We start from the raw sequence: 17,702 nt of genomic DNA, 5'->3' as shown, positions 1-17,702 counted from the left end.
CTGTCGCCCCATCGATGTCCCCGCCGCGACGCCTGCCGTCGCTCGCGCCGACACGGGCGGCGGCAGCGCTGTGCGGCCTTGGCCTGGTGCTCGCCGCGGTGCTGTCGCCTGCGCACGCCCAGGCGCAGTCCTACACCCTCGATCCGGTGCACACCCGGGTCATGTTCGCGATCGAGCACGCCGGCTTCTCGAAGGCCATCGGCACGGTGTCGGGCAGCGAAGGGCGACTGGACTTCGATCCCGACGACTGGCGCAGCGCGCGCCTGCAGGCCAGCATCCCGATCGCGCGCATCGATCTGGGCGATGCAGACTGGAACCGGGCGACGCTGACGCGCAACCTGCTCGACGCCGAGCGCTACCCGACGGCCACCTTCGTCTCGACCAGGATCGATCCGGTCGACGACACCCATGCCAACGTCGTCGGCACGTTGACACTGCGGGGCGTCAGCCGCGAGGTGACGCTGGCGACGACCTTCAACGTACTCAAGCGCCATCCGCTGCCGCCGTTCCGGCGCACCGTCGGATTTTCGGCCACCACTACGCTGTCGCGCAGCGACTTCGGCATCACCGCCTGGCCATCGGTCATCGGCGACCAGGTCGAACTGAGGATCGAGCTCGAAGCCACGCGTACGCGCGCGGGCACCCAGCCCGCCGACGCCGCGCCAACAGATGACGCAACGGATCCTGCAGAGGCCGCCCCGCGGTCGGCCGATCCTGCACCCTCCACACCGACCAGCACGACGCCAGACCGGGAGCGCGATCCATGACCTTGAAGAACACCGAGCACCGGTGGGGCGGCGTCAGCCAGGCCCTGCACTGGCTGGTCGTGCTGCTGATCCTGACCCTGGCCATTGTCGGCCTGACCATGGGCGACCTGCCGCGCACGCCGAAGTACTTCTGGGTCTATACCGCGCATAAGTCGCTCGGCATCACCGTGCTGGTGCTGGTGCTGCTGCGCCTGCTGTGGCGCTGGTATGCCGGCGCGCCCCACCCCGTCGAGGGCACGCCGGGCTGGCAGCACCGGATCGCCTCGGTGACGCATTGGCTGCTGTACGCGCTGATCCTGGCGATGCCGCTGTCGGGCTGGCTGTACGACTCGGCCAGCGGCCTGCGTCCGTTCAAACTGTTCGGCCTGTTCACGATGCCCAAGCTGGTTGGACCGAACGAATCGATCCGCACGTGGTCACACAACGCGCACGAAATCCTGTTCTGGGTGCTGGTCGCCCTCGTCGTCGCCCATGCCGGCGCCGCGATCTACCACCACCTGTTCCAACGCGATGCCACCCTGGCGCGGATGCTGCCCAGGGGCTGGCTGAAGTCCCCTTCCTCTTCAGGAGATGCCTGATGTCCCACAAGCTCACCACGCCGGCCGCTGTTGCCGCCGCCCTGGTCGCGATGTTCGCGGCCCCTGCCTTCGCTGCCGACTATGTGCAGGCCAACGGTTCGGCGCTGTCGTTCTCGACCAAGTACGACGGCGAAACCTTCACCGGCCGCTTCCCGGGCTTTGCGACCAAGCTCAGCTTCGACCCGGCCAACCTGGCCAGCGCCAACCTGGACGTCACCATCCCGCTGGCATCGGCCGAAACCGGCAACGGCGATCGCGATTCGACGCTGAAGACCAGCGACTTCTTCGACATCGCCAAGTTCGCGCAGGCGCGTTATACCGCCACCAAGTTCCGCGACCTCGGCAACGGTCGTTACGCGGCCGATGGCACGTTGAGCCTGAAAGGCGTCAGCAAGCCGGTCACGCTGACCTTCACCTGGACGCCCGGCACCCAGCCGATCCTGACCGGCAGCGCCACCATCAAGCGTCTGGATTTCGGCGTCGGCGGGGGCGATTGGGCCGACACCGGGACGATTCCGGACGAAGTCGCGATCAGCACCAAGGTGCGCCTGAACCCGGCCAACTGAGTCGCGCCAACGTCGCGCCAACCAGGCCGCGTCCGGTCGACGGCGGTCGCTCCCGCACCGCCAGCGACGGGCTCCGGCCAACCCCTTGAAGAGACCTGATCGCACCCGAAGACGTCGCGTCCAGCTGCCGCTGACGCGGCGTCGCTGTTTTCAGGACCGGTCCGTCGCCAGCCCAGGGGGAACCCGGCGGGCTAGACGGCCGCCCGCCCCGCCAACCACTGCCGCAGGCCGTCCACCGTGAACGGCCAGCCGAGTTCCTCGCCACTGCGCTCGTCGCGCAGCACCGGCACCCGGATGCCGTAACGCTGTTCCAGCGCAGCGTCGTCGTCGATGAAGACACTGTCGAACGCCGGCGCCCTGGCCTGCGCCAGCAGGTCGAGCGCCTGATCGCACAGGCAGCAGTCGTCGCGTTGGTAAAGGGTCAGCGGCACCAATATTTCCCGACTTGTGGGCACGCAGGCTCCTGCCCGCGCGCGGTCGGCATAGAATAGCCGCATGGCTGTCAGCACCTTCGATATCTACAAGATCGGCATCGGGCCGAGTTCCTCCCACACGGTCGGACCGATGCGGGCGGCCGCACGCTTTGTCGAGCGCTGGCTGACCGAAGCCGGGCAACTGGACCGGGTGCAGCGCATCCGCGCCGAAGTCTTCGGCTCGCTGGCGCTGACCGGACGCGGCCATGGCACCGACAAGGCCGTGATCATGGGACTGGAAGGGCACATGCCCAACCTGATCGATCCCGACATCATCCCGCCAGCGCTCGAGCGCATCCGCGGCAACAAGCAGTTGCAGCTGGGCGGCACGCACGCGATCGCGTTCGAAGAGAAGCGCGACCTGCTGATGAACAAGCGGCAGAAGCTGCCGTACCACACCAACGGCATGCGCTTCACCGCGTACGACGCTGCCGGCGAGGTCATCGCCACGCGCGATTACTACTCGGTCGGCGGCGGTTTCGTGGTCAACCAGGACGACGCCGCGGAGAACCGTATCGTCGCCGACACCACGCCACTGCCATACCCGTTCCATTCCGGCGCGGACTTGCTGGCGCATTCCAGCAACAGCGGGCTGTCGATCGCCCAGATGATGATGGCCAACGAAGAGTCCTGGCGCAGCCGCGACGAGATCGTCTCCGGCCTGCGTGAACTCTGGCAGGCGATGCAGTCCTGCGTCGCCCGCGGCATCCGCGAGACCGGCACCCTGCCCGGCGGTCTGCACGTTTCGCGTCGCGCGCCTTCGCTGTACGCCGAGTTGTCCGAACGCCCCGAAGCGGCGATGCGCGACCCCTTGACCGTGCTCGACTGGGTCAACCTCTACGCGCTCGCCGTCAACGAGGAAAACGCTGCCGGTGGCCGCGTCGTCACCGCGCCGACCAATGGCGCCGCCGGCATCCTGCCATCGGTGCTGCATTACTACGACCGCTTCTGTCCAGGCAGCAACGAACAGGGCGTGTTCAATTTTTTGCTGACAGCCGCCGCCGTCGGCATCCTCTACAAGGAAAACGCCTCGATCAGCGGCGCCGAAGTCGGCTGCCAGGGCGAGGTGGGCGTGGCCTGTTCGATGGCGGCTGCAGGGCTGACCGCCGCACTGGGCGGCACCACCAGCCAGATCGAGAATGCCGCCGAGATCGGCATGGAGCACAACCTCGGACTGACCTGCGATCCGATCGGCGGCCTGGTGCAGATCCCGTGTATCGAACGCAATGCGATGGGCGCGGTCAAGGCGATCAACGCCTCGCGCATGGCCTTCCGCGGCGACGGCAAACACAAGGTCAGCCTCGACAAGGTCATCAAGACCATGCGCGACACCGGCCGCGACATGCAGGACAAGTACAAGGAAACCTCGCGCGGCGGCCTCGCGGTCAACGTCATCGAGTGCTGAGCGGCGCCATGACCCGGCGTTGCCGGGTCATAACCGGTGTGGCCGTGTCATGGATGGACCGCGCGCTACACGTCGCCCACGCTGCCCGCGCGCAGAACGCGCACCCTGGGCCTCAGCCCTGCGCGACGATCCGCAATACGTCATCCAGCAATGCCGCTGCCGTGACTTCGGCACCGGCACCGGGGCCCTGGATCACCAGCGGTTGCCGCTGGTAGCGGTCGGTGAAGATCGCGACCTTGTTGTCGGTACCCTGCCCGCTGCACAGCGGGTGCGAGGCCGGCAGCGCGCGCAGCCCGACCGAGGCAACACCGTCGGCATCGAAGCGCCCCACGAAACGCAACGCCTGCCCCTGCGCGACAGCGGCCTGATAGCGCTCCAGCACAGGCGCATCCAGCAATGGCAGCAAGCCATCCACGGCATCGCCGCCGGCTGACTGCAGCGCCTGCGGAAGCAGCGAATCGCCCTCGATCTGGTGCACGTCCAGCGGCAGTCCGGCGGCACGCGCCAGGATCAGCAGCTTGCGCTTGACGTCATCGCCGGACAGGTCCTGGCGTGGATCGGGTTCGGTATAGCCGGCCTCGCGCGCCTCGCTGACCAGTGTGGAAAACGGCTGACTGCCGTCGTAGCGCGAGAACAGCCACGCCAGCGAGCCCGACAGGATGCCTTCGACCGCATGCACGCGATCGCCGCCGGCCACCAGTTCGCGGATCGAACGCAGCAGCGGCAAACCCGCACCGACGGTGGCGCTGTCGCCGTACTGCACCCCGCCTTCCTGGGCATCGCGGATCGAGCGGGCACGACCGATGTCGCCACCGGCCCCCAGCTTGTTCGCCGTCACCACGTTGATGCCGCGCAGCAACCATTCGGGATGCCAGTCGGCGACGGTTTCGCTGGCGGTGGCATCGATGACGATATCGCCCGCACGCAGGCTTTCCGCCTCTGCCCAGGGCGGAACCCCGCCGTTGCGCGGGGGCGCCAGGCGTGCGGACGCGATGACTTCATCCAGCCGGCGATCGCAGGCCAGGTGCGTGCGCGAATTGCAGACCCAGGCGCATTCGGGCAAGGGCACGCCCTGCTCGCGCAGGCGCAGGTAGCGCTCGACCAGCGCGCTGCCCACGGTCCCGGTGCCCAGCAGTGCGATCCGCACCGGGACGTTGGTACCGCGACGCTGCCGTTTGGACGGCACGGGCTTGAGCTGGACGACGCTGCTCACGCATCCAGCCTTTTCGGCGCGTCTCCGGAGCGCGCCTCGATGACCCGCTGTGCGCGATCGAGCGCGGCCGCCAGGTCGGCCAGCAAGTCTTCCTGCGCCTCGATACCGACCGACAGGCGCAGCAGGCCATCGCTGATGCCCGCGGCTGCGCGCGCTTCCGGCGTCATCGCCGCATGCGTCATCGTCGCCGGGTGCGCGACCAGGCTTTCGACGCCGCCCAGCGACTCGGCCAGCGTGAAGTACTGCAGCCCTTCGATGAAGGCACGCACGGCGTCTTCGTCGCCGTCGAGTTCCAGCGACAGCATCGCACCGAAGCCCTTCTGCTGGCGCGCCGCCACCGCATGCCCGGGATGCGATTCCAGGCCGGGGTAATAGACGCCGGTCACCGCCGGGTGCGCGACCAGCTGCGCGACGATCGCCTGCGTGTTCTCCTGGTGCACGCGCAGGCGCGCGTCCAGCGTGCGCAGGCCGCGCAGGGTCAGGAAGCTGTCGAACGGCGAGCCGGTGATGCCCAGCGCATTGGCCCACCAGGCCAGCTGCTCGTGCAGCTCCCGGGTGCGCGCGACGACCGCGCCGCCTACCACGTCGCTGTGGCCATTGATGTACTTGGTGGTCGAATGCACGACCACGTCCGCGCCGAACTCCAGCGGGCGCTGCAGCGCCGGCGACAGGAAGGTGTTGTCGACCACGGTCAGCGCGCCGGCGCGATGCGCGGCATCGATGACGAAACGCAGGTCGGTGACGCGCAGCAGGGGGTTGGACGGCGTTTCGATCAGCACCAGCTTCGGCGACTGCGCGAGGGCGTCGGCCAGTGAACGCGGATCGGTCAGGTCGGCGGTGACCAGGCTGAAGTGGCCCTTCTTCGCCAGCGCGTTGAACAGGCGCCAGCTGCCGCCGTACGCGTCGTGCGGCACCACCAGCTTGTCGCCGGGTTCCAGCAGCGCGTTGAGGATCAGCGTGATCGCGCCCATGCCGGTCGCGGTGATCACGCCGCCGGCGCCGCCTTCGAGTTCGGCCAGCGCATCGCCGAGCAGGTCGCGGGTAGGGTTGCCGCTGCGGGTGTAGTCGTACTCGCGCTTGTCCTTGAAGCCGGCAAAGCTGAAGTTGCTCGACAGCACGATCGGCGGCGTCACCGCGCCATAGGCGGTATCGCGATCGATGCCGGCGCGCACGGCCGACGTGCTGGGGCGACAGGCGATCGCGTCGGTGGCGTCAGTCCGGGAGGACGTGGTCGGGGTGTTGCTCATGCGGACTCTCCAGGGTTGCGCAGCGCGGCGGCGAGAATGCCGTCGATGCGATCGGTTTCTTTGAGGAAGGCGTCGTGGCCGTAGGGCGAGCGCAGCACGCGCAGCTGCCCCGGCGTGCCCAGGTGTTCGACCAGGGCGACCGAATCGGACAGCGGCACCAGCCGGTCGCCTTCGACGGCGACAACGGTGGTGTGCACATGGACATCGGCGGGATCGATGCGGTGCAGGTCGATCGATTCCGACAGCCGCAGCCAGGCATTGATCGGCGTGCGCGCGACGTACTGCGCACCGGTCGCATCGAGGTAATCCTCGGCCGCGACGCGGACACGGCCGTTGATGACGACCGGCGCGGCGTCGAAGCGTTCGGCGAACTCCTCGGGCGTGCGATAGCTGAGCATCGCGAACTGCCGTGCCAGCGACAGACCCTGCGCGTCGGCGCACTGCAACTGGCCCAGCGCGACCGCCTTGCGCTGCAGCGCGCGCCAGGCCGCGGCGTAGGGATGGGCGCGATGCGCGCCGCTGACCGCTACCAGCCGCTCAAGACACTGCGGGTGCCGGATCGCGAGTTGCAGGCCGACCAGCGCGCCGTACGAATAACCGACGAACGCGCGCAACCGGGTGATCTGCAGCGCCGCCAGCAGCTGGGCAATCGCTTCGGCCTGGTCGGCGGTATCGATCGGCGCGTCCAGCGTACCGTCGGCGCCGATGAAGTCGATCGCCAGGATGCGGGTGCGGGCCGGATCGAGCGTGCGACCGGTCGCGACCAGGTCGTTGGCCCAGCCCGCTTCCTGGAAGACGGCATTGGACGAGACATGGCGATGCGCGGAAATGCCGCCGGCCACGAACACCACGGGCGCGTGCCCGGGGCCGACCAGTTCGTAACGCAGCGTCAGTTCGCGGATACCGGCATGGCGCATCGGCAGGCGCAGCGCCAGTTCGCCACGGATCGCCGGGTACGCCGCGGTCGGCGCATCCTCATGCACGGACGCGTGCGGCTGGCCGACATGCGACAACGGGAGTTCGTCGTGGGAGGCAACCTGCGGCGTGGCGTCGACAAAGCTCATGGCGATATCCGGAAAAGGGACAAAGCCATCGATGCACGCGGGGCATACCGGAAGATCGCCGGAATCCGGCGGATGCGTCGCCTCCGAGAGAGCGGCGATGCGCAACCATCTTCCGGTGGACACTCAGGTCCCCGCAGGACTTGGCACCGCGACGAAGACAGGCCTGTGGCCTGTCTCCATCAGGTTGCCCCGGCTTCTTCGGGCCTGTCCCTCAGCCGGTCTCGATGGATGGAAAGCATCCTGCCAGCACTTTCCGCCCGCGTCAATCGCTCCATGCCGATAAAGCGATATTTCCTGTCGGCAGCCGCCAATCCTCCAACTTTCGCGTGTGGCTCGGCATAATCCACCCATGCGCAACGTCCTGTTTTTATTCGCCACCCTGGCCCTGGCCGGGTGTGCGACCTCCCCCCGCCCGATCGCCCCACTCCCCCTGTCCAATGCCGCCGCCCCGGCGCCGACGAGCGTCGCGGAACGCTTCCTGACTGAACCCAGGCGGGCGGACGAGCTCGACTCGCTGGCCACCTGGACCACCGAGGACGGCGCCACCTGGCTGATCGCCACCGCCAAGTCCACCCACCAGCTGGTGGTGTTCGATGCCGACAGCGGCCAGTACCTGCGCAGCATCGGCGGCAAGGGCCCGGCCCTGGGCAACTTCCAGCGCCCCAACGGCGTGGTCGTCTATGGCGACCTGGTGTTCGTGTCCGAGCGCGACAATCGCCGGATCCAGGTCCTGTCCCTGCCCGATTTCAGGCCGCTGGGCTCGTTCGGCGAAGGCCAGCTGCGCAGCCCCTACGGGCTGTGGCTGCACGAGCCGGTGCCGGGCCAGCTGCAGGTCTATGTGACCGACAGTTTCATGTACGGCGAGCGCCACGACGTCGTCCCTCCGCTCCAGGAGCTGTCGCAGCGCATCCGCCGCTACCGGCTGGAGATTGATGACGACGGTCGCTTCCAGGCCGCGTTCGTGAGCTCGTTCGGCGGGACCGATGACGCCACCGCACTGCGCGTCGTCGAATCGATCGCCGGCGACGCCGCCCACGACCGCCTGCTGATCGCTGACGAGTACACCGGCAACGGCACCGCCACCCGCGTGCAGGAATACACCCTGGCGGGGCGCCATACCGGGCGCAGCCTGCCCGAGGGCACGTTTGCCGCGGAACCGGAAGGCATCGCGCTGTGGTCCTGCCCCGAGGACCGCGGCTACTGGATCGTCGCCGACCAGTTGCAGCCGCTGACGATCTTCCACCTGTTCGAGCGCCACAGCCTGCGTCCGGTGGGCCGCTTCAGCGGCACCGCCGTGGCCTGGACCGACGGCATCGCGCTGCACGCCTCGCCGACACCGACCTTCCCGCATGGCGCGCTGTTCGCCGTCGACGAGGACCGGGCCATCGGTGCGTTCGATCTCGCGGAGATCGCACGGGCCCTGCAGCTCGACCCGACGTGCATGTACTGACGCCGGCAGCGACACCCGGCCGACATCGTCCCCCGACGATGTCGAGGGGAAGACTGCCGGGACCCACCTGCTGGCGCCTGGCGTCCTTGCAGATCCTGATGATCCTGCTGCCGGGGCTGGCCAGCGTCCATGCCGCGCCGCAAGGCCAGCCGTCTCGCGCCGACCACGACAGCCCCGGCCTCGAACAGCCCGCCCTGCTGGCGACGCTTCGGATCGAAGATGCCGATCACGCCGGCGGCCAATGGATCGTCGTCGAGAACCCGCTGCACGGCCCCATCGAAGTCCTGATCAGCGAGACCTCGCCCCAGGGCACCCAGCATCGCCTGCAGACCGACCCGCCGCTGCCCGTGCGCGGCGTGGTGCCGGCGATGACCCGCCGCATACTGGCCCGCACCGGCTCTCCGCAAGGCCAGCCACGCCTGCGGCTGGTCGCCATCCCCGGCCGGCCTGGCGGCCGCGCAAGCGATGTCGAATACGGCCTTCCCCTGCAGGACGCGGCCCTGCGCGTGACCCAGGGTTGGAACGGGGCCGGCAGCCATGCCACGCCGGAGCACCGCTACGCCGTGGATTTCGCGGCGCCGGTGGGCACGCCGGTGCTGGCCGCACGCGATGGCGTGGTGATGCAGGTGGAATCGGGCTTTGCCGACCGTCTCCCCGGCCTCGGTCGACGCCCCGGCGATGACGACATCGAACGCGCCAACCTTGTCCGCATCCTGCATGACGATGGCTCGATGGCCCTGTACGCGCATCTGCAGCGCGACGGCGTGCAGGTCCTGCCCGGCCAACGGGTGCGGCGCGGACAGGCCATCGCACGGTCCGGGAACTCCGGTTTCAGTCTTGGCCCGCACCTGCACTTCGCGGTCCAGCTCAATCGCGGCCTGCAACTGGAATCGGTGCCGTTCCGGATGTTCGGGCCCGGTGGCGTACTGCGCTTCAGTCCCGGCACCACGCAGGACACGGACGCCACCCCGCCATCGCCCTGAAGGGCATCGGGCGCATCCCCTATAATCCGTCACCATCCCGTTCGAGCCCGGCGCGCCATCGCGTGCCCATTCCCATGTCCGATGCAACCTCCACGGTGGCGACCGAATCCGCCCGCCGCCGCACGTTCGCGATCATCTCGCACCCCGACGCCGGCAAGACCACGCTGACCGAAAAGCTGCTGCTGTTCGGCGGCGCGATCCAGATGGCCGGCTCGGTCAAGGGCCGCAAGGCCGCACGGCATGCGACCTCGGACTGGATGGCGCTGGAGAAGGAGCGCGGCATTTCGGTGACCAGCTCGGTGATGCAGTTCCCGTATGAAGGCCGCATCGTCAACCTGCTCGACACCCCCGGCCACGCCGACTTCGGCGAAGACACTTACCGCGTGCTGACCGCGGTCGACTCCGCGCTGATGGTCATCGACGTCGCCAAGGGCGTCGAGGAACGCACGATCAAGCTGATGGAAGTCTGCCGGCTGCGCGACACGCCGATCATGACCTTCATCAACAAACTCGACCGCGAAGGCAAGGACCCGATCGAACTGCTGGACGAAGTGGAAACCGTACTCGGCATCCAGTGCGCGCCGGTGACCTGGCCGATCGGCATGGGCCAGCGCCTGAAGGGCGTTGTCCACCTGATCACAGGCGAAGTGCACCTGTACGAACCCGGCCGCAACTTCACCCGCCAGGACTCGACCATCTTCCCGTCGCTGGATGCGCCGGGCCTGGCCGAGCGCATCGGCGAGCAGATGCTGGCGCAGCTGCGCGACGAGCTGGAGCTGGTCCAGGGCGCCTCGCACGCCTTCGATCCCGATGCCTACCGTGCCGGCACGCAGACGCCGGTGTTCTTCGGCTCTGGCGTCAACAACTTCGGCGTGCAGCCGCTGCTGGACTTCTTCGTCGAGCACGCACCATCGCCGCAGCCGCGCGAAACTACCACCCGCGACGTTGCACCGCAGGAAGCCAAGCTCAGCGGTTTCGTCTTCAAGATCCAGGCCAACATGGATCCGATGCACCGCGACCGCGTCGCGTTCATGCGCATCTGCTCCGGCCGCTTCGTCGCTGGCATGAAGGCGTTCCACGCCCGCAGCGGCAAGGAGCACAAGCTGGCGAACGCCCTGACCTTCATGGCCAGCGACCGCGAGATCGCCGCCGAAGCCTGGCCTGGCGATGTGATCGGCATCCACAACCACGGCACGATCTCGATCGGCGATACCTTCACCGAAGGCGAGCCGCTGGCCTTCACCGGCATCCCCAACTTCGCACCGGAACTGTTCCGGCGCGCACGCCTGCGCGACCCGCTGAAGCTCAAGCAGTTGCAGAAGGGACTGGCCCAGCTCAGCGAGGAAGGCGCGACCCAGTTCTTCCGCCCGCTGATGAGCAATGACCTGATCCTGGGCGCGGTCGGCGTGCTGCAGTTCGATGTCGTCGCCTACCGGCTCAAGGACGAGTACGGCGTGGACGCGATCTTCGAACCCGTGCAGGTCTCGACGGCGCGCTGGATCCGCTGCAGCGATGCCAGGAAGCTGGAAGAATTCCGCGAGAAGAACGCGACCAACCTGGCACTGGATGCCGCCGGCCAGCTGGTCTACATCGCCCCGACCCGGGTCAACCTGCAACTGGCGCAGGAACGCGCGCCGAGCGTCGAGTTCCTGGCCACGCGCGAGCACGCGCACGCAAACACGGGCGGCTGATTCGGCCGGCAGCGTCCCGCAGGCAACCAGCGTTCGATGCCTGCCGACGCGCTCCCCGCCACGGGCGGGCGGCCCGAGGATGAATGCGCGCCTCCCGGTATCGTGGCCGTTGCGCGCGCGGCCACGACAGCGTGCCGACCGACGCGATACGATGGGCGCCATGACGATCGCCCCCCCACATGGCGAACACCGGACCGGCCCACATCCGATCCGTGAGGAAATCGCCAACGCCCTGACCCACGGCCTAGGCGCGACTGCCGCACTCGCTGGCGGCGCAGTGATGATCACGCTTGCCGCCATCCACGGCGATGGCTGGCAACTCGCCGGCGCGATCGTGTTCGGCATCGCGTTGCTGCTGCTGTACCTGGCCTCGACGCTGTACCACGCCATCCAGCATCCGGTCGCCAAGGGCCGGCTGAAAGTCTTCGACCACTGTGCGATCTACCTGCTGATCGCGGGCACCTATACGCCGTTCACCCTGGTCGGTCTGCGTGGTCCCTGGGGCTGGGGACTGTTCACCGCGATCTGGACACTGGCCATCGCCGGCGTAGCGTTCAAGCTGTTCTACACCGGCCGCTTCAAGCTGCTGTCGACCATCATCTACATCGCGATGGGCTGGCTGGTGATGGTTGCGATCAAGCCGATGCTGACCGCCCTCGACGGCTGGACGCTGGGCTGGCTGCTCGCAGGCGGCCTCAGCTATACGCTGGGCACGTTCTTCTACCATCGCGAATCGATCCCTTATTCGCATGCGATCTGGCACCTGTTCGTCCTCGGCGGCAGCGTCTGTCATTACATCGCGGTGATGGCACAGGTCGTCTGAGCTGATGCCGCTCAAACCAGTGACCACCTGAGACCATCGCTGCCACCGGCATGGCCGGAGCGGCGCACGCCGCTTTCCGGAATCTTTACATCCTGTCGCCACCGTTCGCATGCCGTCGACAATGGCGTGACGATACTCGGTTCATGAACAGGATCGCGGAACACCCCCAAGGCGATAGCTGGCGACAACGGCACCGACGTCCGCTGCAATGGATCGCGTTGACATTGCTCGTGGGCTTGGTGCTGCTCTGGATCTTCTTCGACTGGAACTGGTTCAAGCGTCCGCTGGAATCGCTGGTCGAATCGCGCACAGGCCGCACGTTCCAGATCCAGGGCGATCTTGACGTCGACCTGGGCCGCATCATCGGTGTCGACGTGGGTGGCTTCCGCCTCGGCAATCCTCCGGGGACCGAGCGCGAATGGATGGCGACCAGCGGTCCGGCGCGCCTCGATGTCGCGTTCTGGCCGCTGTGGCGCGGCAGACTCGAGGTCGAACGCGTGACGTCCAAGACGCCGGATCTCTGGCTGGAAACCGGCAAGGACGGCAACAACTGGGATTTCGGGCTGCCTCAGAGCAGCGGCGAACCCAACTGGCAGATCCGGCAGTTGTGGGTCGAAGGTGGACGCCTGCGTTTCAGCGATGCACCGCAGAAGACCCAGCTTGACATCAGCCTCGACAGCGTGGCCGCCAAGGACCAGACGCAGGCGCCAGCGCTTGCGGTGGATGGAGACGGCCAATGGCGCGGCAACGACTTCAAGCTCGCCGGGCAGATCGAATCGCCGCTGGAGCTGACCGAGGAAGGCAGGCCCTACCGGATCGACCTGCGTGCCAGCGCGGGCGCCACCCACGCACGTGCGCGCGGCACGTTGACCGATCCGTTCCAGTTGCTGCAGACCTTCGACCTGCAGCTCGCCTTGCGTGGACAGGATCTTGAAGACCTCTATCCGTTGCTGGGCCTTGCCCTGCCGCCGACCGCGCCCTACGCATTCGATGGCAGGCTGCAGCGCGATGTCGACCAATGGCGCTACAACGGCTTCAAGGGAAAGGTCGGCGACAGCGACCTGGCCGGCGACGTCCATATCGATGCCGCCGGCAAGCGCCCCTACTTCCGTGCGCAACTGGTCTCCCAGCGCCTGGATTTCGACGATCTGGCCGGCTTCGTCGGTGCCGCGCCGTCGACGTCCGGCAACGAGACCGCCAACGCCGAGCAGAAGGCCTTGAAGGCGCAACAGGCCGCCAGCACGCGCCTGTTGCCGGAAACGCCTTACGATCTCGACAAGTTGCACGCGATGGACGCCGACGTGCGCTGGAAGGCGCATCGCATCGAGGCGCCCCAGCTACCGATCGATGACATGGACGCGCACCTGCTGCTGGAAGGCGGCCTGCTGAAACTGCAGCCGCTGAACTTCGGCGTCGCCGATGGCGACATCCGTGCGACCGTCCAGATGGATGCACGCAAGAATCCGATCGTCACCCATGCCGATATCGCGGTACGCAAACTCAACCTGCCCAAGCTCCTGCCCGATTCCGCGCTGGCCAAGGACGCCATCGGCCGCATCGGCGGCGACATCAAGATCCGCGGCCAGGGCAATTCAATCGCCGCGATCTTCGGCAGCGCCGACGGCGACATCGCGCTCGGCATGGGACGTGGGCAGATCAGCAACCTGATCATGGAACTCGCCGGCCTGGATATCGCCGAATCGCTGCGATTCCTGATCGGCAAGGATCGCCAGGTGCCGATCCGCTGCGCGTTCGCCGACTTCTCGGTCAAGGACGGCATGATGCAGACGCGTGCCTTCGCGTTCGACAGCACCGACACCATCATCATTGGCGAGGGCAGCATCAACCTCAAGGACGAACATCTGGACCTGCTGTTGCGGCCGCGCCCCAAGGATCGCAGCCTGCTGTCGCTGCGTTCGCCGCTGCGCCTGTCGGGGACCTTCAAGCAGCCCACGTTCCGACCCGACCTCAAAGCGCTGGGCATGCGCGGCGCCATCGCGCTGGCACTGGCGACGATCACGCCACCGGCGGCCCTGCTCGCGACCTTCGAAAGCGGTCCGGGCGAGGACAGCAATTGCGGTGGCGAGTACGCGCGCTGACCGCGGCCAGGCACAGGGCAGCCCTTCTGGGCAGCCCCCCGGAGGGCTGGCGCACTAGCCAGCGATGTAACGCTGCAACTGGTCCAGCTCGTGCTGCTGGTCCTCGATGACCGCGGCCACCAGGTCCCCGATCGAGATCACCCCCACGATCTGCCCGCTTTCCAGCACTGGGAGGTGGCGGATGCGGTGCGCGCTCATGACCTGCATGCAGGTCCGCACGCTGTCGTCGAGCCTGGCGGTGATGACGTCGGCGGTCATGATCACGCGTACCGGCGTATCCTTGGACGAGCGCCCCGCCAGCACGATCTTGCGCGCGTAGTCGCGCTCGGACAGGATCCCGACCAGTCGTTCGCGGTCCACCACCAGCACCGCGCCGATGCTCTTGCTTGCCATCAGGCGGACCGCCTCGATCACCGCGACATCAGGTGCGGTCGCGAAGACTCCCGACGGTTTGGCTGCCAGCAACTGTCGTACCGTGCGCATGACGCTCGTCTCCCGCGGCCTCGGACTGCCCCGAGCATACGCCTGCCGCCGCCGGAATCCAGTGGTCCACCAGGTACAGCGGCCGCTGCTTGGATTCCTCGTACAAGCGGCCCAGGTACTCGCCGATCATGCCCAGCGCGATCAGCTGCACGCCGCCGAGGAACAGGATCACCACCATCATCGTCGGCCAGCCGGCGACGCGGTCGCCGAACAGCAGCGCCTTGCCGACGATCCATACCGCGAACACGAACGCCATCACTGCGGTCGCCAGCCCCGCATAGGTCGCCAGGCGCAGCGGCGCACTGGAAAAACTGGTGATGCCCTCCAGCGCGAAGTTCCACAGCTTCCACAGGTTGAACTTGCTGGTGCCGGCCGCGCGGGCGTCGCGCTGGTATGGCACCGCGATCCGGTTGAAGCCGATCCAGCCGAACAGGCCCTTCATGAAGCGATGGCGCTCGCGCAGTTGCCGCAACGCAGCCAGCGCCCGTGGCGACAACAGCCGGAAATCCCCGGTGTCGGTCGGGATCTCGGTTTTCGACAGGCGTTGGATCACGCGATAGAACACATGCGCGGTCGCCTTCTTGATCCAGCCCTCGCCCTCGCGTTCGACGCGCGTGCCATGCACATCGTCGTAGCCCTCGCGCCAGCGCGCGACGAATTCCGGGATCAGCTCCGGCGGATCCTGGCCATCGGCATCCAGGATCAACGCCGCACCCTGCTCGACGAGGTCCAGCCCGGCGGTCAGCGCCGCCTCCTTGCCGAAATTGCGCGACAGCCGCAGCGCGGCCACCCGACGGTCCCCGGACGCCAGCCCCTGCAGGACATCCCAGGTGCCGTCGCGGCTGCCATCGTCGACATACAGCACTCGGACCTGCAGGCGCGGATCGGCGGCCATCTCGAGGGTATCAACGATCCGCCGGTGCAGCAGCGGCAACGCTTCGGACTCGTTGTAGGCGGCCACGACCACCGTCAACTGGTCGATGCCGGCCGAGCTGCTCCGCGCCGGCGACGAGGTGACCGCACTCATTCCATGCCCTCCAGATAGGACTGCCCGCCCAACTGGCGGACGTTGCGCTGGATCCATTGCGCGCGCCGCTGCACATAGGGCCCCGGGCGCGCCGCGCTGTAGCGCTTGGGATTGGGCAACACCGCCGCCAGGCGGGCGCTCTGGGCCGGTGTCAGCTTGCCGGCATCGCGGCCAAAGAACGTCTGCGCCGCCGCCTGCGCGCCATAGACGCCATCACCGAACTCCACGACATTGACGTAGACCTCGATGATCCGCTGCTTGGGCCAGAAGGTCTCGATCAGCACCGTGTACCAGGCCTCGACGCCCTTGCGCAGCCAACTGCGTCCGCTCCACAGGAACAGGTTCTTGGCCAGTTGCTGGCTGATCGTGCTGGCGCCCCGGACCTTCCTGCCGCGCGCATTGTGCTCGCGGGCCTTCTCGATCGCGTCCAGGTCGAACCCCGAATGCTCGGCGAAGCGCTGGTCCTCGGCGGCAATCACCGACAACGGCAGGCTGCCCGCGATCTGATCCAGGTCGCGCCAGTCGTAGGCCACCCGGAACCGCCAGTCGCCCTGGCCCAGCGCCTCGAACTGGCGGATCGCCATGAACGAGGAAAAGGGCGGATCGATGACACGCAATGCCAGCACCTGCAGCACGCTCAGGCCCACCGCCCAGACCGGCAGCCACAGCAGGCGCCGGAACCAGCGACGGCCCCGCGAACGCACCGGTTGCGGGCGCGGCGCTTTCCCGTCTCCCGTCATCCCTGCACCTGCTTGCGACCCGGCCGACATGCCCCCATCTTGCACTCCGTGCCGGAACATCCGGCCCGCGCCCATTATTGACGATCGCGCTGCTGCCCCGCGCCATCTCCCCGAATTCCCTTGCCGACCCTGTTACCGATGCCCCTGCCTCCCGATAGCGACCTGCTGACCCGCTTCCTGATCCCCCGCGCCGGCGTGCGCGGGGTCCGCGTCCACCTGCACGAGACCTGGCAGCAGATCCGCTCGCGCAGCAGTTACCCGCCTGCCGCCGCCGAACTGCTGGCCGAGGCCACGGCCGCCGCCGCCCTGTTCACCGGCCACATCAAGATCGACGGCCGCCTGTCGATCCAGGCCCGTGGCGACGCCACACTGCGCACGCTGTTCGCCGAATGCACCGCCGCCGGCACCCTGCGCGCGATCGCCCAACTGGACGATGCGGCCGACGCTCCGCCGGTGTCCCGCGACCTGCGCGAGCTGGGCCCGAACGCGATCCTGGCCATCACCATCGAAACCCCGTCCCCCCACGGCCGCGACCCCAACCGCTACCAGGGCCTGGTCGGACTGACCGCGGACACCCTGTCGGGTGCTTTCGAGGACTATTTCCGCCAGTCCGAGCAGTTGCCGACCCGCCTGCTGCTGGCGACCGATGGCGAGTCCGTGGCCGGCCTGATGCTGCAGAAGCTGCCCGGCGATGCCGGCGACGAGGACGGCTGGGACCGCGCCAGCGCCCTGTTCGACACCCTCGGCAGCGATGAACTGCTGTCCCTGGACGCCGATACCCTTCTGCTGCGCCTGTTCCATGAGGACGGGGTCGAGCGGCTGGGAGACAGGCCCCTCCGATTCGCCTGCTCCTGCTCGCGCGAACGCGTCGCCGGCATGCTGAAGTCGCTCGGCGAGCCCGAGGCGACCGCCGCGGTCATCGACGGAGCGGCCCGGATCCGCTGCGAATTCTGCGGCCAGCAATACGCTTTCGACCCCTCCGAAGTGGCGGCCCTGTTCGCCGACCGGACGCCTGAATCCGAAGCCCCGGAACGGTTGCAGTAGACACCAACAAGGCCCCTGACATTCTTGTTAAATAAACATAAAACTTGTA

At 67.8% G+C, this 17,702-nt stretch carries 17 protein-coding genes and 1 riboswitch; of the genes, 10 read left to right on the top strand and 7 right to left on the bottom strand.

Going from position 1 to position 17,702, the window contains the following annotated elements; translation table 11 throughout:
- Positions 1-14 precede the first annotated feature (14 nt).
- The 3 genes from ACYX7E_RS07990 to ACYX7E_RS07980 are packed head-to-tail and all read left to right on the top strand — an operon-like array spanning position 15 to position 1,911.
- Entirely contained in the window at positions 15-767 is a 753-nt protein-coding gene (locus ACYX7E_RS07990; RefSeq protein ID WP_462080039.1) for a YceI family protein, read from the top strand.
- On the top strand, positions 764-1,345 hold the full coding sequence (locus tag ACYX7E_RS07985) for a cytochrome b (protein ID WP_462080038.1): 582 nt from the start codon (positions 764-766) through the stop codon (positions 1,343-1,345). The genes ACYX7E_RS07990 and ACYX7E_RS07985 overlap by 4 nt, the downstream gene beginning before the upstream one ends.
- Positions 1,345-1,911, top strand: coding sequence for a YceI family protein (locus tag ACYX7E_RS07980; RefSeq protein WP_462080037.1), 567 nt, complete (start codon positions 1,345-1,347; stop codon positions 1,909-1,911). Before ACYX7E_RS07985 ends, ACYX7E_RS07980 begins: the two co-directional genes overlap by 1 nt.
- Before the next feature lie 191 nt (positions 1,912-2,102).
- Here the strand turns inward: ACYX7E_RS07980 and ACYX7E_RS07975 are convergent, their stop codons facing one another.
- Positions 2,103-2,342 (bottom strand): glutaredoxin family protein, encoded by a 240-nt coding sequence (locus ACYX7E_RS07975; RefSeq protein WP_462080036.1) that lies wholly within the window; start codon positions 2,340-2,342, stop codon positions 2,103-2,105.
- 64 nt (positions 2,343-2,406) lie between these two features.
- On the opposite strand from ACYX7E_RS07975, the gene ACYX7E_RS07970 reads away from it, so the two are divergent.
- Entirely contained in the window at positions 2,407-3,789 is a 1,383-nt protein-coding gene (locus ACYX7E_RS07970) for an L-serine ammonia-lyase (protein ID WP_462080035.1), read from the top strand.
- Positions 3,790-3,901: 112 nt separating this feature from the next.
- On the opposite strand, the gene ACYX7E_RS07965 is transcribed toward ACYX7E_RS07970, so the two are convergent.
- The 3 genes from ACYX7E_RS07965 to metX form a co-directional block, all read right to left on the bottom strand.
- On the bottom strand, positions 3,902-4,924 hold the full coding sequence (locus ACYX7E_RS07965) for a homoserine dehydrogenase family protein (protein WP_462080251.1): 1,023 nt from the start codon (positions 4,922-4,924) through the stop codon (positions 3,902-3,904).
- A 74-nt stretch (positions 4,925-4,998) separates the two neighbouring features.
- Positions 4,999-6,249, bottom strand: a complete 1,251-nt coding sequence (locus ACYX7E_RS07960; protein WP_462080034.1) for an O-succinylhomoserine (thiol)-lyase — start codon at positions 6,247-6,249, stop codon at positions 4,999-5,001.
- Positions 6,246-7,313, bottom strand: a complete 1,068-nt coding sequence (metX, locus tag ACYX7E_RS07955) for a homoserine O-succinyltransferase MetX (RefSeq protein ID WP_462080033.1) — start codon at positions 7,311-7,313, stop codon at positions 6,246-6,248. The genes ACYX7E_RS07960 and metX overlap by 4 nt, the downstream gene beginning before the upstream one ends.
- A gap of 102 nt (positions 7,314-7,415) precedes the next feature.
- Positions 7,416-7,544, bottom strand: a riboswitch (SAM riboswitch).
- A gap of 118 nt (positions 7,545-7,662) precedes the next feature.
- Here metX and ACYX7E_RS07950 point away from each other — a divergent pair.
- The 5 genes from ACYX7E_RS07950 to ACYX7E_RS07930 all read left to right on the top strand — a co-directional run bounded on the left by ACYX7E_RS07950 (position 7,663) and on the right by ACYX7E_RS07930 (position 14,359).
- A complete protein-coding gene (locus ACYX7E_RS07950) occupies positions 7,663-8,763 on the top strand; it encodes a phytase (RefSeq protein WP_462080032.1) in 1,101 nt (366 codons plus the stop codon).
- 98 nt (positions 8,764-8,861) lie between these two features.
- Entirely contained in the window at positions 8,862-9,746 is an 885-nt protein-coding gene (locus tag ACYX7E_RS07945) for a M23 family metallopeptidase (protein WP_462080031.1), read from the top strand.
- 74 nt (positions 9,747-9,820) lie between these two features.
- Positions 9,821-11,437: a peptide chain release factor 3 gene (locus ACYX7E_RS07940; RefSeq protein WP_462080030.1), complete on the top strand. Its 1,617-nt coding sequence runs from the start codon at positions 9,821-9,823 to the stop codon at positions 11,435-11,437.
- Positions 11,438-11,597: 160 nt separating this feature from the next.
- Positions 11,598-12,260, top strand: coding sequence for a PAQR family membrane homeostasis protein TrhA (trhA, locus tag ACYX7E_RS07935; protein WP_462080029.1), 663 nt, complete (start codon positions 11,598-11,600; stop codon positions 12,258-12,260).
- 143 nt (positions 12,261-12,403) lie between these two features.
- Positions 12,404-14,359, top strand: coding sequence for an AsmA family protein (locus ACYX7E_RS07930; protein WP_462080028.1), 1,956 nt, complete (start codon positions 12,404-12,406; stop codon positions 14,357-14,359).
- Positions 14,360-14,413: 54 nt separating this feature from the next.
- On the opposite strand, the gene ACYX7E_RS07925 is transcribed toward ACYX7E_RS07930, so the two are convergent.
- From ACYX7E_RS07925 to mtgA, 3 genes are read right to left on the bottom strand one after another with little or no spacing between them, the layout of a single operon-like run.
- Positions 14,414-14,842 carry a CBS domain-containing protein gene (locus ACYX7E_RS07925; protein ID WP_462080027.1) on the bottom strand — a complete coding sequence of 143 codons (429 nt, stop codon included), beginning with the start codon at positions 14,840-14,842 and terminating at the stop codon, positions 14,414-14,416.
- A complete protein-coding gene (locus ACYX7E_RS07920; protein WP_462080026.1) occupies positions 14,781-15,869 on the bottom strand; it encodes a glycosyltransferase family 2 protein in 1,089 nt (362 codons plus the stop codon). The genes ACYX7E_RS07925 and ACYX7E_RS07920 overlap by 62 nt, the downstream gene beginning before the upstream one ends.
- Positions 15,866-16,609, bottom strand: a complete 744-nt coding sequence (gene mtgA / locus ACYX7E_RS07915) for a monofunctional biosynthetic peptidoglycan transglycosylase (RefSeq protein WP_462080025.1) — start codon at positions 16,607-16,609, stop codon at positions 15,866-15,868. Before mtgA ends, ACYX7E_RS07920 begins: the two co-directional genes overlap by 4 nt.
- Before the next feature lie 138 nt (positions 16,610-16,747).
- On the opposite strand from mtgA, the gene hslO reads away from it, so the two are divergent.
- A complete protein-coding gene (hslO, locus tag ACYX7E_RS07910) occupies positions 16,748-17,653 on the top strand; it encodes an Hsp33 family molecular chaperone HslO (protein ID WP_462080024.1) in 906 nt (301 codons plus the stop codon).
- Positions 17,654-17,702: the final 49 nt, after the last annotated feature.

The organism is Luteimonas sp. RIT-PG2_3 (assembly GCF_054902115.1).
The sequence above is the reverse complement of the archived record's forward strand: the minus strand, read 5'-3'. Positions and strand labels throughout refer to the sequence as shown.

What these genes read in the sequence shown, in the direction of transcription:
- ACYX7E_RS07990 (WP_462080039.1), top strand. Translation starts at nt 15, where the DNA reads ATGTCCCCGCCGCGACGCCTGCCGTCGCTCGCGCCGACACGGGCGGCG.
- ACYX7E_RS07985 (WP_462080038.1), top strand. Translation starts at nt 764, where the DNA reads ATGACCTTGAAGAACACCGAGCACCGGTGGGGCGGCGTCAGCCAGGCC.
- ACYX7E_RS07980 (WP_462080037.1), top strand. Translation starts at nt 1,345, where the DNA reads ATGTCCCACAAGCTCACCACGCCGGCCGCTGTTGCCGCCGCCCTGGTC.
- ACYX7E_RS07970 (WP_462080035.1), top strand. Translation starts at nt 2,407, where the DNA reads ATGGCTGTCAGCACCTTCGATATCTACAAGATCGGCATCGGGCCGAGT.
- ACYX7E_RS07960 (WP_462080034.1), bottom strand. Translation starts at nt 6,249, where the DNA reads ATGAGCAACACCCCGACCACGTCCTCCCGGACTGACGCCACCGACGCG.
- metX (WP_462080033.1), bottom strand. Translation starts at nt 7,313, where the DNA reads ATGAGCTTTGTCGACGCCACGCCGCAGGTTGCCTCCCACGACGAACTC.
- ACYX7E_RS07950 (WP_462080032.1), top strand. Translation starts at nt 7,663, where the DNA reads ATGCGCAACGTCCTGTTTTTATTCGCCACCCTGGCCCTGGCCGGGTGT.
- ACYX7E_RS07945 (WP_462080031.1), top strand. Translation starts at nt 8,862, where the DNA reads ATGATCCTGCTGCCGGGGCTGGCCAGCGTCCATGCCGCGCCGCAAGGC.
- ACYX7E_RS07940 (WP_462080030.1), top strand. Translation starts at nt 9,821, where the DNA reads ATGTCCGATGCAACCTCCACGGTGGCGACCGAATCCGCCCGCCGCCGC.
- trhA (WP_462080029.1), top strand. Translation starts at nt 11,598, where the DNA reads ATGACGATCGCCCCCCCACATGGCGAACACCGGACCGGCCCACATCCG.
- ACYX7E_RS07930 (WP_462080028.1), top strand. Translation starts at nt 12,404, where the DNA reads ATGAACAGGATCGCGGAACACCCCCAAGGCGATAGCTGGCGACAACGG.
- ACYX7E_RS07925 (WP_462080027.1), bottom strand. Translation starts at nt 14,842, where the DNA reads ATGCGCACGGTACGACAGTTGCTGGCAGCCAAACCGTCGGGAGTCTTC.
- ACYX7E_RS07920 (WP_462080026.1), bottom strand. Translation starts at nt 15,869, where the DNA reads ATGAGTGCGGTCACCTCGTCGCCGGCGCGGAGCAGCTCGGCCGGCATC.
- mtgA (WP_462080025.1), bottom strand. Translation starts at nt 16,609, where the DNA reads ATGACGGGAGACGGGAAAGCGCCGCGCCCGCAACCGGTGCGTTCGCGG.
- hslO (WP_462080024.1), top strand. Translation starts at nt 16,748, where the DNA reads ATGCCCCTGCCTCCCGATAGCGACCTGCTGACCCGCTTCCTGATCCCC.